This is a genomic window from Rheinheimera tilapiae, assembly GCF_042432165.1.
Classification (GTDB): domain Bacteria; phylum Pseudomonadota; class Gammaproteobacteria; order Enterobacterales; family Alteromonadaceae; genus Pararheinheimera; species Pararheinheimera tilapiae.
Map to the genome: position 1 here is coordinate 567510 of NZ_JBHLXP010000005.1, position 15724 is coordinate 583233.

The window sequence follows — 15724 nt, forward strand, 5'->3', positions numbered from 1 at the left end:
AGCGTAAAAAATAGTTTTCGCGGCCATTGTACGGGCTTTTTTCCGTCAACTGGTCCAATTTCAGCGCACAGTTGTACACTCACCTGTTTACACTATTAGCCGCCAGCATGACAAACAAGTTAAAATGCGCCACTTTGTGCAATTTTTTTCTGATACGGACTTGTTGATGAGTCAGATCCAACCCGCCACGTTGCGTTACAACGAACAAGGTACGCCGGTTTCTAATGTGTTTGACGACGTCTATTTCTCTAACGAAAGCGGGCTCGACGAAACCCAGTTTGTGTTTTTGCACAATAACCAGCTGCCGGAGCGTTGGCAGCAACTGCCTAAACGCTGTTTTCATGTGATCGAAACTGGTTTTGGTACCGGTTTGAATTTTCTGGTTTGCTGGCAGGCGTTTCGACAGTTTCGCGCTGCGCATCCTCAGGCACGCTGCCAGCAACTGCACTTTTCGACTTTCGAGAAATTCCCGCTGACACTGCATGATCTGACGCAAGCGTTAACTGCCTGGCCGACTTTGCGGGAACTGGTAGCTGAACTGTTAGCCCAATATCCACGGCCTTTTGCCGGCTGTCACCGCTTGCAATTTGATCAAGGCGCGGTGACGCTGGATTTATGGCTCGGCGATATCAAAGACAACCTGCCGGCCCTGCCGCTGGCTAACCAGGCTGACGCCTGGTTTCTGGACGGTTTTGCCCCGAGCAAGAACCCGGATATGTGGCAGGACAGCCTGTTCAGCGGTATGGCACGATTAAGTGGCCCCGGCACGACCGTGGCCACCTTCACCAGTGCGGGCATTGTCCGGCGTGGTCTGCAAAGTGCTGGTTTTCTGGTGAAAAAAGTCAAAGGATTTGGCCGCAAACGCGAAATGGCGGTTGGTGTTATCGCTGCAGAAAACCCGATTCCGACACTCACCGCCTGCGATGATGCAATCATACTGGTCGGTGGTGGTATCGCGGCGATATTCACGGCATTAGCTTTGGTCCAGCGCGGCCGTAAGGTTCGCTTGCTTTGCAAAGACGATACCGTTGCGCAAGGTGCTTCCCATAACCGGCAAGGTGCTTTGTACCCGCAGTTACAAACCAGCTTTAGTCCGGTCTCGCGTTTTCATGCCAGTGCTTATAGCTTTGCCTGCCGGCGCTATCGGGAGTTATTGCGCAGCTTTGATTTTCCGCAACAATTTTGTGGCGTCCTGACGTTGGCCTGTACCGAAGCACTGGCACTGCGCCAGACTAAAATTCAGCAGGAAAGCGCCTGGCCGGTTGGTTTTTTCCAGGCGTTGGACGCACAGGCCTGTAGCGATGTTGCCGGTTTAAGCCTGCCTTATGGCGGATTATTTTACCCTGATGGCGGCTGGATCGCACCGCAGCGCTTTTGTCAGGCCGCGCTTGCCTGGCTGTTGCAACAACCGCAATTTAGTTTTAACCCGGGTACTGAAGTCCTGGCTCTGCATCATACCGCTGAGAGATGGATGCTTGACACGTCTACGGGCAATCTCAGCTGCAGTCAGTTAGTGCTCTGTAATGGGGTGGACCTGCCACAATTCGCCCCGACCCGCCACCTGCCACTGAATCAGGTGCGTGGTCAGGTGTCACATGTGAGTGCGCCACAAATGACGACACTGCGCACTGTGATTTGTCATCAGGGCTATATCACGCCGGCAGACACAGCAGAATATGCCACAGAGCACTGTGTCGGCGCGACTTTTGACCGGATGAGCCGCGATACCGTCAACACCGCAACCGACGATGTGGCCAACCTAGCGTTGGTGAATACGGTCCTGCAACAACCAGCTTGGTTCGCCGATGCCTCTGTACAATCGGCAAAAACCGGACTGCGCGCGACAGTACCGGACCATCTGCCAATTGCCGGTGAAGTGGCCAAAGGTTTGTATGTGCTGGGGGGGCTTGGCGCCCGTGGACTGCTGTTTGCACCGCTTTTGGCCGAACAGCTGGCTGCGGATTTGTGTCAGCAACCGTTGCCACTGCAGGAGGATTTACAGCAGCTGGTCAGCGCCGTGCGTTTTGATAAATTACGTGTTGCGCCCTAAACCCAAAAAGCCCTGAAGATTCAGGGCTTTTTTTTGCTGATACCTTTGCAAGATTTATAATCTGGGTGCTTCAGCCCGCATCAGTTGTACCACAGCACGGCGGTTAGTCCCGCGGCCGCGGGACGTGTCATTCGGTGCGACATGTCGCTTCTCACCAAATCCTTCAGTGCGGATCACTTTTTCATCAATACCCGCCGTGACTAAAAAGGTTTTTAACGCCTTGGCTCTTTTACGCGACAACTCGTCGTTAATCCAGCGGCCGCCGTAGCTATCGGTGTAAGTGTCAATCTCGACTGAGGCAATGGCTTTATCGTGTTTCAGATATTCGGCAATTTGCTGCAGCCGGGCTTCAGATTCGCGCGTCAGCGCATCACTATTGCTCTGATAATTCAGCACAGTCAGCGCAATGTCATCAAAAGTAAAACGTAACAAGCCGGACATGCATTGATTGAATTGCTGATAAGGCATGCCGAAATGGATCGGATTGAGCTGGGCAGCGATTTTGTCAAACGGACTATGCCAGTCATCAAAATAAAAAGTCGGGCTGAACCCCTGCTCAAGCTCTGTCAGCATGGTCCATGCCTGCTGTTTGGGTAAATCGCCATCAAACTGCTTTAACAATTTCAGATCAGCCAGTGCTTTCGCCTGCTCACCGGCGCGCCAGCTCGGTGGCACTGATAACACTTCAGCCAGACTATAGCCGTCCGGTTGACGCTGCATTTTTAACTGAAATAACAGATTTGATTCTTTACTGGCAGTGCTGACAAAACGCGCCTCACCGAATTGCGGAATCGCATGCACCAGTTCGCAGCGCAGCGCTGTGGCTGTTTTTACCGACCAGGCAGAATTATCTAATGTGGCAGTATATTGCCGCACATTTTGCCGGTTGATTGCCGCTTGACTGCCGCTGACTAATATCAGCGCGCATAGTACGCCACAAAGTTTTGTTGCTGCATTCATATGTCAGTTACCAATAAACTGCTGAAGATCCTGATACTTCGCCGGCATTTCTGCGGACGTCGCAGTGGTTGGTTGCGCCCTACTTCAACTCGAACATGCGCCCACGGCACCGTTGCTGTCAAAACAATTAGCAAAGCCTGTGCCGACAGCAAGACGAAGCGCGATTTTTTTGGCATACTGCGGCTCTTTTTTTGACTGGATCCTGCCGATGAGCCAGACCACGACACTTTTTGCCCAACGCTTTCGCGGCTATTATCCGGTCGTTATTGACGTCGAAACTGCTGGTTTTAATGCCCAAACCGATGCGTTGTTAGAGATCGCTGCCAGCACACTGAAAATGGACGAACAGGGTTTTCTGAGCATAGACCAGACGGTGCATTTCCATGTCGAGCCTTTTGAAGGTTCAGTGTTAAACCCCAGCTCACTAGCATTCAACGGTATAGATCCTTTTAATCCGCTGCGCGGCGCTGTGCATGAACGTGAAGCGCTGACGGAAATGTTCAAAGTGATCCGCAAAGGCCAAAAAGATGCCGGTTGCCAACGCGCCGTGCTGGTCGCACACAATGCCGCTTTTGATCAGGGTTTCTTAAATGCCGCCGTAGAGCGCAATAACATTAAGCGTTCGCCATTTCACGCCTTCGTCTCTTTTGATACCACAACACTTGCCGCATTGGCGTTGGGCCAGACAGTGCTGGCCAAAGCTTGTCAGGCAGCAGGTATCCCTTTTGACGGCAAAGAAGCACACAGCGCGCTGTATGACACAGAACGCACAGCTGAGCTGTTTTGCCATATCGTCAATCGCTGGCAGCAACTGGGAGGGTGGCCGCCGCCATTTTTCGGTGCTGACAATGAATCAGAAGATACAGAAAACGCATAAGCCTGAAAACAACAAAACCGCCGAGGCGGTTTTGTTTTTTCTCCAGTGCAGGCTTATTCTGCGCTGTCGTCTGTTTTGTATTTTGCTGCGGTTTCTTTGATTAACGGCTGTAATTCACCGCGCTGAAACATCTCCAGCATAATGTCACAACCACCAACCAACTCACCTTCGACCCACAGTTGCGGGAACGTTGGCCAATTGGCATAAGCAGGTAATTCAGCACGAATATCCGGGTTTTGCAGAATATCTACAAAGGCGAACGGCTCACCACAAGCGATCAGTGCTTGCGAAGCCTGCGCCGAAAAACCACAGCTTGGCAGTTTTGGCGAACCTTTCATGTAAATAATGATTGGGTTATCCGCCAGTTGTTGTTTGATTTTGTCGATAGTTTCCATCAGGACCTCTGCAGCGACGATATGAAAGATTTTCCGGCATTTTACCAAAGGATTTGCCAGTCGCCACTTGAGATCTGCTGAATTGCCCCAAAAACTAAGGCTGCAGAACAGAACGTCAACGCGAGGCTGGCAATAAAATGATTGTGAAGACAATCCGCTGGTAAAACTTGAGTAATTTACTCGGGTTTTGTAGTCTACGCGATGCAGAACCACTAAACAACGCCGATGGAGAAATAGAATGGCTTTTGAATTACCAGCATTACCTTATGCTAAAGACGCTTTAGCACCGCACATTTCCGCTGAAACTCTGGAATTCCACCATGGCAAGCACCACAACGCTTACGTGGTTAAACTGAATTCCCTGATTGAAGGTACAGCATTTGCCGGTCAGTCACTGGAAGACATCATCAAAACTTCAGAAGGCCCGGTATTTAACAATGCCGCGCAAATCTGGAACCACACTTTTTACTGGCACTGCCTGTCACCACAAGGTGGCGGTGAACCAACTGGCGCTTTAGCTGATGCAATCAATGCCAAATGGGGTTCATTTGCAGCATTCCAGACAGCTTTTAATGACAAAGCCGTCAACAACTTCGGTTCAAGCTGGACCTGGTTGGTGAAAAAAGCGGACGGTACTGTTGACCTGGTCAACACGTCAAACGCCGGTACACCACTGACCGACAGCAGCGTGACTGCCCTGCTGACAGTTGACCTGTGGGAACACGCTTATTACATTGATTTCCGCAATGCGCGCCCAACTTACCTGAACGCCTTCTGGGCTCTGGTCAACTGGGAATTCGCCAGCGCGAACTTCGCCAAGTAACGAATCCTTGCCAGTTATAAAAAACCCGGCCTATGCCGGGTTTTTTCTTTTCCGATCTACGGCCACGTCTTCCCGTATCCCTGAACTACGCTTAGCGCAGCAACGCTTTGGGTCAGCAGCAGCTTGTCGAAAATTGCAGATATTTCTTGTAATTAGAGCGGCGAGTTCAATTTTTCCTGTCTAACCTTTAAATGCTACCCGTTTTTTTGAGTTTGTTTGTGGAGGTGCATTATGGGCATTTTTGAGCACTACAAGTCTCGTTACGAAGCAGCACGCGAAGAAGAGTACAGTATTTCGGAGTATCTCACGCTATGCAAAAACGACAAAAGTTGTTACGCCAGCGCCTCCGAACGTTTACTGATGGCTATCGGCCAACCGGAATTTACCGATACCGCACAAGACCCCAAACTGAGCCGGTTGTTCTCCAACCGGGTCATCGCCCGTTATCCAGCCTTTTCTGAGTTTTATGGTATGGAAGATGCGATTGAACAAATCGTGTCCTACCTGAAACATTCGGCACAAGGCCTGGAAGAGCGTAAGCAAATTCTGTATTTACTCGGCCCGGTCGGCGGAGGGAAATCATCACTAGCAGAGAAACTGAAATCTCTGATGCAGCAGGTGCCGGTTTATTATCTAAAAGGCTCGCCGGTGTATGACCATCCACTGTGCCTGTTCGATTTAAACGAAGACGGCAACATCTTGCTGCAAGAATACGGCATCCCGAAACGTTACCTGAAAACCATTATGTCGCCTTGGGCCAGTAAACGCCTGCACGAATTTAACGGTGATATCAGTCAGTTCCGGGTCGTAAAAAAATACCCATCCATTTTAGATCAGGTGGCTATCGCCAAAACCGAACCCGGTGATGAAAACAATCAGGACATCGCCTCGCTCGTGGGTAAGGTCGACATCCGCATGCTGGAGCATTTTGCCCAGAACGACCCGGACGCCTACAGCTACTCAGGAGCGTTGTGCCGCGCCAATCAGGGCCTGATGGAATTTGTTGAGATGTTCAAAGCCCCCATAAAAGTGCTGCATCCACTGCTGACAGCGACTCAGGAAGGCAATTACAACGGCACTGAAGGGCTCGCCGCGCTGCCGTTTGAAGGTATTATTCTGGCTCATAGCAATGAGTCGGAATGGCAGACCTTCCGCAACAACAAAAATAATGAAGCCTTTCTGGACCGGGTCTATATCGTCAAAGTGCCGTATTGCCTGCGCATGTCAGAAGAAGTACGAATTTATGAAAAACTGCTCGAACACAGTGAGTTGAAAACAGCGCCTTGCGCGCCCGGCACGCTGACCTCACTGGCACAGTTTGCGGTGTTATCACGGCTGAAAAATCCGGAAAACTCCAGCATGTACTCGAAGATGCGGGTTTATGATGGCGAAAGTCTGAAAGACACCGATCCCAAAGCCAAGTCCTATCAGGAATATCGCGATTATGCCGGCGTCGATGAAGGCATGACCGGCTTGTCGACACGCTTTGCCTTTAAGATTTTGTCGCGGGTGTTTAACTTCGATAGTACTGAAGTCGCAGCCAATCCGGTGCATCTGTTTTATGTACTGGAACAGCAGATTGAACGTGAGCAATTTCCGGCCGATGTGGCGGAGCGCTATCTGGAACACTTAAAAGGCTATCTGATCCCGAAATATGTCGAGTTTATCGGCAAGGAGATCCAAACCGCTTACTTAGAAAGTTATTCAGAGTACGGGCAGAACATCTTCGATCGTTACGTGATCTATGCCGATTTCTGGATCCAGGACCAGGAATACCGCGACCCGGAAACCGGCCAGCTGTTTGACCGCGCCGCCCTCAATGCCGAACTGGAGAAAATTGAAAAACCAGCCGGGATCAGTAACCCGAAAGATTTCCGCAATGAGATCGTTAACTTTGTGCTGCGGGCTAAAGCCAAGAACAACGGCAAAAATCCGACCTGGACCAGTTATGAAAAACTGCGCACTGTGATTGAGAAAAAGATGTTCTCCAGCACCGAAGAATTGCTGCCGGTAATTTCGTTTAACGCCAAAACCTCCACCGATGATCAGAAAAAACACGACGATTTTGTCGATCGGATGATGGAAAAAGGCTATACGCGCAAACAGGTCCGTTTGTTGTCAGAATGGTACCTGCGGGTCCGGAAGTCGCAATGAGGCTGTTGTTAAGCCGGAGGTACTATGGCGCATTTTATCGATCGACGCCTGAACGGCAAAAACAAAAGTGCGGTGAACCGGCAACGGTTCATCCGTCGCTATAAACAACAAATTAAACAAGCGGTGTCCGATGCGATTAGCAAACGTAGCGTCACCGATATCGACAAAGGCGAAAGCGTTTCTATTCCCGGACGGGACATTAGCGAACCCTTTTTCCATCAAGGCAGTGGCGGTCATCGTGAACGGGTGCATCCGGGCAATGATCAGTTCAGTGAAGGCGACCGCATTAAACGTCCGTTAGGTGGCCAAGGTGGCGGTTCCGGTCAGGGCGACGCCAGCGCGGATGGCGAAGGTGAAGACGAATTTGTCTTTTCAATCTCTAAAGACGAATATCTCGATTTATTGTTCGAAGATTTAGAGCTGCCCAATCTGCGGAAAAATCAGCTAGACAAACTGGTACAGTATAAAAATGTCCGTGCTGGCTATCGCTCTGAGGGCGTGCCAAGCAATATCGACATCGTCCGATCGCTGCAAGGATCACTGGCGCGCCGAGTCGCGATGACCGCTGGCAAAAAGAAACAACTGCAGGACCTCGAGGCGCAAATTACAGGGCTCGAAGCCGCGCCAATCCCGGATATGCAGCAGTTGATAGCCCTAAAAGCACAGGCCGAAGAGTTACGTCGCCGTATTGATGCCGTTCCTTTTATTGACAGCTTTGACCTGCGGTTTCGAAACTTTGCTAAAAGGCCAGAACCGACCAGCAAAGCTGTGATGTTTTGTCTGATGGATGTATCGGGCTCAATGGATCAAGCCACCAAAGATATGGCGAAGCGCTTTTATATCCTGCTGTATATGTTTTTAAGTCGCAGCTATAAAAATGTCGAAGTCGTCTATATCCGCCACCACACCCAAGCCAAAGAAGTCGATGAGCACGAGTTTTTCTACTCACAGGAAACCGGCGGCACTATAGTGTCCAGTGCGCTGAAACTGATGATCGACGTGGTGAAAGAACGCTACGACCCAACTGAGTGGAACATTTACGCAGCTCAGGCTTCGGACGGTGATAACTGGGCCGACGACAGCCCACAGTGCTCGCAGTTGCTGGCTGAACAACTGCTGCCTCTGGTGCGTTACTACGCTTACATTGAAATCACTCAACGTCCACACCAGAGCCTTTGGGTTGAGTACGACAAACTACTGAGCCAGTTTGATAATTTTGCCATTCAACCGATCCGTCAGGTCAGCGATATTTACCCGGTATTCCGCCAGCTGTTTAAAAAGCAGGCGGCTTGAATACAAGGAGTCCCTTATGTCGGCAAAAAAGAAAGTACCACCGTTGTCTGATGGTCCTGACTGGAATTTTGAACTGCTGACGCAGTATCAGACAGAAATCGAACGGGTCGCCCGTTTTTACAAACTGGATTATTACCCGAACCAAATTGAAATCATCACTGCAGAACAAATGATGGATGCCTATTCCAGTGTCGGGATGCCGATTGGCTATAACCATTGGTCTTATGGAAAAAAATTCATTCAGACGGAGCAAAACTACAAACGCGGCAACATGGGCCTCGCCTATGAGATCGTCATTAACTCAAACCCCTGTATCGCCTATCTGATGGAGGAAAACACCATCACGATGCAGGCTTTGGTGATGGCTCACGCATGTTATGGCCACAACTCCTTTTTTAAAAACAACTACTTGTTTAAAACCTGGACAGATGCATCTTCGATTATCGATTATCTGGTGTTTGCGAAAAAATATATCAGTGATTGTGAAGAAAAATATGGCCTCAGTGAAGTCGAGGACATATTAGATTCCTGCCATGCTTTGATGAATTACGGTGTCGACCGTTACAAAAGACCGCAAAAAATTTCGATGGATGAGGAACAACGCCGCCAGCAGGACCGGGAAAAATACCTGCAGTCACAGGTCAATCAGTTGTGGCGCACCATCCCGAACAAAGAGCAATTTAACAAACCGGTAGAACAGCATTATCCAAAGGAACCACAGGAAAACATCCTGTATTTTATTGAAAAAAACGCCCCGCTGCTCAAACCCTGGCAACGCGAAATTGTGCGGATAGTCCGGAAGATCTCACAGTATTTTTATCCGCAAAAGCAGACCCAAGTGATGAATGAAGGCTGGGCAACGTTCTGGCACTACACCATCCTGCAGCATTTGTATGATGAGGGGCTGGTCACAGACAAATTTATGCTGGAAGTGCTGCATAACCACACCAATGTGGTGTATCAGCCGGCCTATAACTCGAAGTACTACTCTGGTATTAACCCTTATGCACTCGGCTTTGCCATGTTCACGGATCTGCGCCGGATCTGTGAAACACCGACCGCCGAGGACAAGGAGTGGTTTCCTGATATCGCCGGTTCTGATTGGGTCGAAACGCTGCATTTTGCCATGCAGAATTTTAAAGATGAGAGTTTTATCAGTCAGTACTTGTCGCCGAAAATCATTCGAGATTTCCATTTATTTGGCATTGTCGATGATGACAAAGAGCAGCAACTGGAAGTAGCGGCTATTCATAACGGCCCCGGCTATCAAAAAGTGCGGCAGATGCTGTCGGCACAATACAACCTGAGCAATATTGAGCCCAACATTCAGGTGTTTAATGTTGATGTGACCGGCGACCGCTCTTTAACTTTACGCTTTATTCCCAATCAGCGTGTGCCGCTGGCAGACAGCTTTCCGCATGTGCTGAAACATTTGCACCGCTTGTGGGGATTTACCGTTAAGTTGGAACAACTCAACGACGATAACAGCACGAAACAACTCGGTATGGTACCGCCAGAATAACAAAACGCCGGCTGATGCCGGCATACTTTTACCCTTTGACTGCACTGGCAGTATTATTTCGCGGCGACTGTGACTCTGTTACGACCATCCGCCTTCGATGTGTAAAGCGCTTTATCCGCAGCTTCAATCCACTGCCGATGCTCCAACATATCCGGCGTGTATTCCGCGATACCGACACTGACTGTTGCTTTAAGCAACTGCTGATTAAATTCCATCGACAGCCCTTCCACCGTTTTGCGTAAACGCTCAGCGAAATACAACGCCTGATCCGCCGTAGTATCCACCAGCAACACGGCAAACTCTTCGCCACCATAGCGACCAGCCACATCGGTTTCACGCAGGTTCTTTTTCACGGCCTGTGCCACCTGACGGATCACCACGTCACCAGCCGCGTGGCCGTATCCGTCGTTAATGCGTTTAAAATGGTCGATGTCACACATCAGCAAGGTGCCCTGATGGCCACTGCGCTTGAGCCGTTTAAACTCAGTTTGTAGTGCATCTTCCCAGGTACCGCGATTATTCAGTTCGGTCAGAAAATCGGTTTTTGACAGCTGGCGTAACTGGCCGTTCATCGACTCCAGCTCCAGCCGGCTGGTTGCGACATCAGTCACATCATAAATAATCATACAGAGATGCGTGACGACACCACGGACGTCTGTAATGGGGAAAATCGTGCTGTTCTGATACATATAATCTGCGACACCGGTAATAGGCCGGTAATTGCGGAATTTAAAAATGAAAGGCCTTTGTTCCCAAATGGTGAAAGCCCGGTTCTTCAACAGGATCACCGGATCACACTTACGGCGTAACCAGTCTTCATCGATTTCTGAGAATAAATCAAATAGATACCGATCGCGGACCTGACGAGGCGTCAGACCACTATGGTTTTCCATAAAGCCGTTCCAGACCTGAATTTTGTAATCGGCAGTCAATACCACCAGGCCCACATCAACCGTCTGAAACATGTCGAGCAGCCAATGCACTTCGGAAACTTCGGGACTGATATTTTGCATAGTTACTCTTCTAACAAAAATTCGACTTTGTAATTCAGTGTTTTAATGCTGTCTTCGGTGAACAGCAGCAGCAAATCACAATTGATATTGTAATTCTCAATGCCATAACTGATTTCGATCGCCAGCATTCGTTTCCAGCGGCGGGCATTGGCTTTGATCATCTCACTGACCGGGGCATGCTGGCCAAGAACGACCGGATGCCCTTGGCTAAATGACATATCAATTTGCTCGGCTAAACCTTTCAGCACAGCACCGATTAAGATGTTGCCGATATCCATTAACAACTCAAGTTCAGTTTTTGCTGTAAGTTTCCCTTCATAATTCAATAGCTTGGCAATATCTGCAAAGCTTGAGTCATTTAAAATCAGCAAGGCTTCACCGGACACACCACCGCCAATAAAGCCCTGACATACGGCCGATGTAGTCTGTTTTTGTTCCACAGACGCAATCGCCATATGTAATTCACTGACTTCAATCACATTGACGTTAGGAATGGGCAGTTTGACGAAAACTTTCAGTAAACGCGCCAGCAAGTCACCAGCCTGCCCCATCGCGACGTTGGTCAGCTCCTGAAACACGTCACGCAATACCGGGTCTAATGCGAAGTTCATACTACTGTGATGGTTAGCAGCAAAAGCGCGATCCAGCACTTTCTGACTGTCCTGTGCAGTGTGGACCGACGTAAACTGTTGCAGTACTTCCTGCAATTTTTCAGCAGAGACTGGTTTTTTGATGAAATCGAGTGCACCAAAAGACAATACCCGCTCCCGGGCTTCGGGTTGAATATCGCCGGAAACGACCACTACTTTGACGGGGATTTGTTGAGCTTGGATCGCTTGTAACACTCCATAGCCGTCAAGGATCGGCATATTCAGGTCAAGGAATAATAAATCAATGGGCTGACGTTTCAGCACTTCCATCGCTTCCTGACCATGGCCAGCAAAACTGACTTTGTCTTGCCAGTCTGTCGGGAGACTACGTGCCATTTGCTTTCGTGCTAAATTCGAATCATCACAGATTAGGACTGCTGCTACCATGCAATACTCACCACATAGAGGGATATGAACCAGTGTAGCGTCTGCGTCCGTAGAATGCGAACCAGACAACACTTTTGCTCGATGAATTTTTCGCTGTTAGTCTCTGTATTCCATACTTTTTTAAAAGGAAAACGCTATGTTCAAGCCCCTGATTGCCACGATGTTCGTCCTCGCTACACCATGGCTACAGGCCGCTGATCTGACGGCCAGTTTGCCAGTCCGGTTATCTGAAGTGAAAGCCGGTGAACGGCCGCTGGAATTGCAGGGCACTCCGGTTAGTCTGCAAACGCTCGCTCCGGATTTTAAAGTGGCGGACGCCGGTTTTAAACCGGTCAAACTCAGTGATTTTGCCGGTAAAACTGTGCTGATCAGTACAGTGCCAAGCCTCGATACCGGCGTCTGTTCAATCCAAACGAAAAAATTTAATGAAGAAGTCAGCAGCCTGCCAGCCGATGTGGTGATCCTGACGATCTCTAATGACCTACCTTTTGCGCAAAAACGGTTTTGTCAGAAAGAACAAGTCGACAAACTGTTAGTATTGTCCGATGCGGTTTGGGGCGATTTTGGCTCCAGCTATGGCTTGCGTATCAAAGACATGGGCTTGTTAACCCGGGCAGTGTTGATTGTCGATCGCAATGGCAAACTGGTGTATCAGCAACTGGTGCCTCTGCTGTCGCAGGAACCTGATTACACCGCAGCCTTAGCGACTCTCAAACAATTTGCGCAGAAAAAATCCTGATTATCCCGCTTGAAAAAATAACACCAGACCTTATTAAAGGGATATAGAAATGCCGCATAGCGGGTTTCTGTATCCCGGCCTGCGCCATTTGGGTAGGCCATTAAACATCTGATTTGCTTAACAAAGAAATTAGTGAGGTTTGACTATGCACGCTTTTGATTTCAGCCCTTTTTATCGTTCATTTATCGGTTTTGACCACCTGGCGACTTTAATGGACGCCGCTGCACGCAATGAAAAACAACCCGCATATCCACCGTACAATATTGAAGTGACCGGTGAGGACCAATACCGCATCACAATGGCCGTAGCCGGTTTTGAACCGCATGAGCTGAGCATCGACACCGAGCGCAATACGCTGCTGGTGCGGGGCCAAAAAGGTGATAAGACGGAAGACCGTCGTTTCCTGCATCAGGGGATTGCTGAACGCAATTTTGAGCGCAAGTTCCAGCTCTCCGATTATGTCCGGGTTACAGGTGCTACTGTGCATCATGGTTTATTGCACATTGAACTGTTGCGTGAAATTCCGGATGCGTTGAAACCACGTAAAATCGCTATCCACAGTGGTCAGCCAACCGCAGTGCTGACGCAGCAACCGGCTGCGAATTCGGAACTCGCACAGGATGCCGTGCAATTACCAACCGGCACCGTATAAGCGACTGTTGACGCTGGATTGACAAAGCAAAGCCGCATGATGCGGCTTTGTTGTTTTCAGACCAACAGAAAATCTGCAATGGGTTTATTCACGAGATCCGGATGGGTCACGGGCCCCATGTGGCCGCACTCCAGCCGTTGTAAGCGGACATCAGGCAAAACGCTTCGCAGCGCAGCGCTGATCCGCTGTGCAGACTGCCTGCTGTGGCTGCCACTGAGCAGCAACACCGGACTTTTCACTGCATCGGCATAATCGGCCAGACTGGCTGGTTCCTGGCTTAGAGCCTGAAAATCCAGACTAACTTTGGCGACCTGCAGCGCCAGCTGTTGTTGCATTCGCACTGGCAAGCCAGCGAAAAAGCCTTTGTGTTGCCAATAGTCAATAAAGCGCTCTGCAGCCTGAATAGCATTAAGCGTCGGTAATGCATCTGCCAGCGCGCGAACTTCCTGCCAGAGCGCACTAGCGTCTGGCAACTGTGGCAATACATGAAAAGCCACTGGCTCAAACAATACCAGTTTACGGATTTGTAGCTTTTGCGTGCGGGCGAGATGTAGCGCCAGTGCCCCGCCATAAGAATGACCAATCAGATCAAGCGGCTGCGCCTTTAGAGTGTCCGGCAAAGCCGCCAGCAGCAAGTCAGCTTCAGCCGCCAGCGACCATGGTTGTATAGCAGGTAACGGCTCAGCGCCATAACCGGCCAGATCCGGCAGATAACAGCTGTGCGTTGCTGACAGCTCGCTTGCTAGTGACAGCCACTGACGGTGGCTCGACATCGAACTGTGCAGCAATAAGGCCGGCTGGCCATAACCAAGCTGCTTTACCATGCTTTAATCAGCAAAAACGCCGCGCCACACAGTAACGCAGTGAAAGTTGAAATCATGCCCAAAAACCGCGGAATGGAGGTCCCGCTGGAACGACTCAATCCGGTTAAATGCAGCAAACGACCGCCCAGCGTCAGCGCGCCCAGTAAATGTAACTGCCAGGCTGCAGCCTGCTGTTGTTCGGCGATCAACATGATCACCAGCAACAGCGGCACATATTCGGCGAAATTTCCGTGGATACGAATCGCTTTAATCAGCTCTGGTTGTTGCCCATCACCCAAACCTACCCGTAATTTAAAGCGCTGCCGTACGACTGCTAAAGCCAGTACGACGTACATCACTGCCAAAACTGCAGCATAAATTGCTGTGATCATGTTCACCCCGTTGATTGTGATTTGTTCAGATGTATCAACATCCGGCGATACCTGAGTACCAGAGTCAACCGCTGGTACTTCGATTTTCTGTGCTGACTGCCTGCGGGGATATTACCTGATCCTCCCTTGCAATATCTCGCGGTTTTTGAGCGCTCTGGAACAACAAAGCCCACAGTAGTGGGCTTTGGTTTTCCTTATCGCAGCAGCTTAACCCAGCAGGTTACTCAGGAATGTACTCACTGCTTCTACCGGCTGTGTGCCATCTAAGTGATGGTATTGCGTCAGGCCTTGTTCCGCCTGATTCCGATAATAACCGACCAGAGGCTCAGTTTGTTCATGATAAACACCTAAGCGTTTACGCACGGTTTCTTCTTTATCGTCATCGCGGATCACTAAATCTTCACCGCTTTGATCGTCTTTGCCAGCCACTTTTGGCGGATTGTAAGTGACATGGTAAACACGGCCTGATGCCGGGTGTACACGACGACCACTCATGCGCTCGACGATCACATCGTCCGGCACGTCAAATTCGATAACGTGGTCAACCAACACGCCGTTATCTTTCATCGCATCAGCTTGCGGAATAGTGCGTGGGAAACCGTCTAACAAAAAGCCTTTGGCGCAATCTGGTTTGGCGATGCGCTCTTTCACCAGACCAATGATGATTTCATCAGATACCAACTGTCCGGCATCCATCACCTGCTTGGCAGCCAGGCCCATTGCAGTGCCCTCTTTGATGGCTGCACGGAGCATATCCCCGGTGGAGATTTGCGGAATACCGTACTTGTTCATCAAAAACTGTGCCTGTGTTCCTTTACCGGCACCCGGTGCACCCAACAGAATAATTCGCATACCAAAAACCTCGGTTTTTTTCAGAAACGGTTCCAAATGTCATAAGCGCTGGATCTTTACATAATGTCAGTCAGCAGACAAGGTATTTGTCGGCTGCTCAGAGCAGCCACTGACAAGCCGACTTTAGTACTAATAGCCTGGCAGATCCGGTACAGCCGCAGT

General features: G+C 49.8%; 15 protein-coding genes. 8 read left to right on the top strand and 7 right to left on the bottom strand.

The window, feature by feature from the left end; translation table 11 throughout:
- The first annotated feature begins 166 nt into the window (after nt 1-166).
- Nucleotides 167-2050, top strand: a complete 1884-nt coding sequence (gene mnmC / locus ACFFJP_RS18990) for a bifunctional tRNA (5-methylaminomethyl-2-thiouridine)(34)-methyltransferase MnmC2/FAD-dependent 5-carboxymethylaminomethyl-2-thiouridine(34) oxidoreductase MnmC1 (RefSeq protein WP_377248046.1) — start codon at nt 167-169, stop codon at nt 2048-2050.
- A 54-nt stretch (nt 2051-2104) separates the two neighbouring features.
- Here mnmC and ACFFJP_RS18995 read toward each other — a convergent pair whose 3' ends face one another.
- Nucleotides 2105-3010: a flagellar protein MotY gene (locus ACFFJP_RS18995; RefSeq protein WP_377248049.1), complete on the bottom strand. Its 906-nt coding sequence runs from the start codon at nt 3008-3010 to the stop codon at nt 2105-2107.
- A gap of 208 nt (nt 3011-3218) precedes the next feature.
- Here ACFFJP_RS18995 and rnt point away from each other — a divergent pair, with 208 nt between their 5' ends.
- Nucleotides 3219-3887, top strand: coding sequence for a ribonuclease T (gene rnt / locus ACFFJP_RS19000; protein ID WP_377248052.1), 669 nt, complete (start codon nt 3219-3221; stop codon nt 3885-3887).
- Between the two features lie 53 nt (nt 3888-3940).
- On the opposite strand, the gene ACFFJP_RS19005 is transcribed toward rnt, so the two are convergent.
- Nucleotides 3941-4282: a Grx4 family monothiol glutaredoxin gene (locus tag ACFFJP_RS19005; protein ID WP_377248055.1), complete on the bottom strand. Its 342-nt coding sequence runs from the start codon at nt 4280-4282 to the stop codon at nt 3941-3943.
- Nucleotides 4283-4520: 238 nt separating this feature from the next.
- On the opposite strand from ACFFJP_RS19005, the gene ACFFJP_RS19010 reads away from it, so the two are divergent.
- The 4 genes from ACFFJP_RS19010 to ACFFJP_RS19025 all read left to right on the top strand — a co-directional run bounded on the left by ACFFJP_RS19010 (nt 4521) and on the right by ACFFJP_RS19025 (nt 10074).
- Complete coding sequence (locus ACFFJP_RS19010; protein ID WP_208932290.1) at nt 4521-5105, top strand: Fe-Mn family superoxide dismutase; 585 nt, start codon at nt 4521-4523, stop codon at nt 5103-5105.
- A 231-nt stretch (nt 5106-5336) separates the two neighbouring features.
- Nucleotides 5337-7259, top strand: coding sequence for a PrkA family serine protein kinase (locus tag ACFFJP_RS19015; RefSeq protein WP_377248058.1), 1923 nt, complete (start codon nt 5337-5339; stop codon nt 7257-7259).
- A 24-nt stretch (nt 7260-7283) separates the two neighbouring features.
- Nucleotides 7284-8552, top strand: a complete 1269-nt coding sequence (locus ACFFJP_RS19020; protein ID WP_377248061.1) for a YeaH/YhbH family protein — start codon at nt 7284-7286, stop codon at nt 8550-8552.
- Between the two features lie 16 nt (nt 8553-8568).
- Nucleotides 8569-10074, top strand: coding sequence for a SpoVR family protein (locus tag ACFFJP_RS19025; RefSeq protein ID WP_377248064.1), 1506 nt, complete (start codon nt 8569-8571; stop codon nt 10072-10074).
- 53 nt (nt 10075-10127) lie between these two features.
- Here ACFFJP_RS19025 and ACFFJP_RS19030 read toward each other — a convergent pair whose 3' ends face one another.
- Both ACFFJP_RS19030 and ACFFJP_RS19035 read right to left on the bottom strand, forming a co-directional pair.
- The gene (locus ACFFJP_RS19030; protein WP_377248067.1) at nt 10128-11087 is read right to left on the bottom strand and encodes a sensor domain-containing diguanylate cyclase; all 960 of its coding nucleotides are present in this window, start codon (nt 11085-11087) and stop codon (nt 10128-10130) included.
- A 2-nt stretch (nt 11088-11089) separates the two neighbouring features.
- Nucleotides 11090-12124, bottom strand: a complete 1035-nt coding sequence (locus ACFFJP_RS19035) for a response regulator (RefSeq protein ID WP_377248070.1) — start codon at nt 12122-12124, stop codon at nt 11090-11092.
- Nucleotides 12125-12260: 136 nt separating this feature from the next.
- On the opposite strand from ACFFJP_RS19035, the gene tpx reads away from it, so the two are divergent.
- Complete coding sequence (gene tpx / locus ACFFJP_RS19040; RefSeq protein ID WP_377248073.1) at nt 12261-12863, top strand: thiol peroxidase; 603 nt, start codon at nt 12261-12263, stop codon at nt 12861-12863.
- Nucleotides 12864-13008: 145 nt separating this feature from the next.
- The gene (locus ACFFJP_RS19045; RefSeq protein WP_377248076.1) at nt 13009-13515 is read left to right on the top strand and encodes an Hsp20 family protein; all 507 of its coding nucleotides are present in this window, start codon (nt 13009-13011) and stop codon (nt 13513-13515) included.
- Nucleotides 13516-13571: 56 nt separating this feature from the next.
- On the opposite strand, the gene ACFFJP_RS19050 is transcribed toward ACFFJP_RS19045, so the two are convergent.
- The 3 genes from ACFFJP_RS19050 to adk all read right to left on the bottom strand — a co-directional run bounded on the left by ACFFJP_RS19050 (nt 13572) and on the right by adk (nt 15562).
- The gene (locus ACFFJP_RS19050; RefSeq protein ID WP_377248079.1) at nt 13572-14339 is read right to left on the bottom strand and encodes an alpha/beta fold hydrolase; all 768 of its coding nucleotides are present in this window, start codon (nt 14337-14339) and stop codon (nt 13572-13574) included.
- Nucleotides 14333-14710, bottom strand: a complete 378-nt coding sequence (locus tag ACFFJP_RS19055) for an MAPEG family protein (RefSeq protein WP_377248082.1) — start codon at nt 14708-14710, stop codon at nt 14333-14335. Before ACFFJP_RS19055 ends, ACFFJP_RS19050 begins: the two co-directional genes overlap by 7 nt.
- A 207-nt stretch (nt 14711-14917) precedes the next feature.
- Nucleotides 14918-15562, bottom strand: coding sequence for an adenylate kinase (gene adk / locus ACFFJP_RS19060; RefSeq protein ID WP_377248085.1), 645 nt, complete (start codon nt 15560-15562; stop codon nt 14918-14920).
- Nucleotides 15563-15724: the final 162 nt, after the last annotated feature.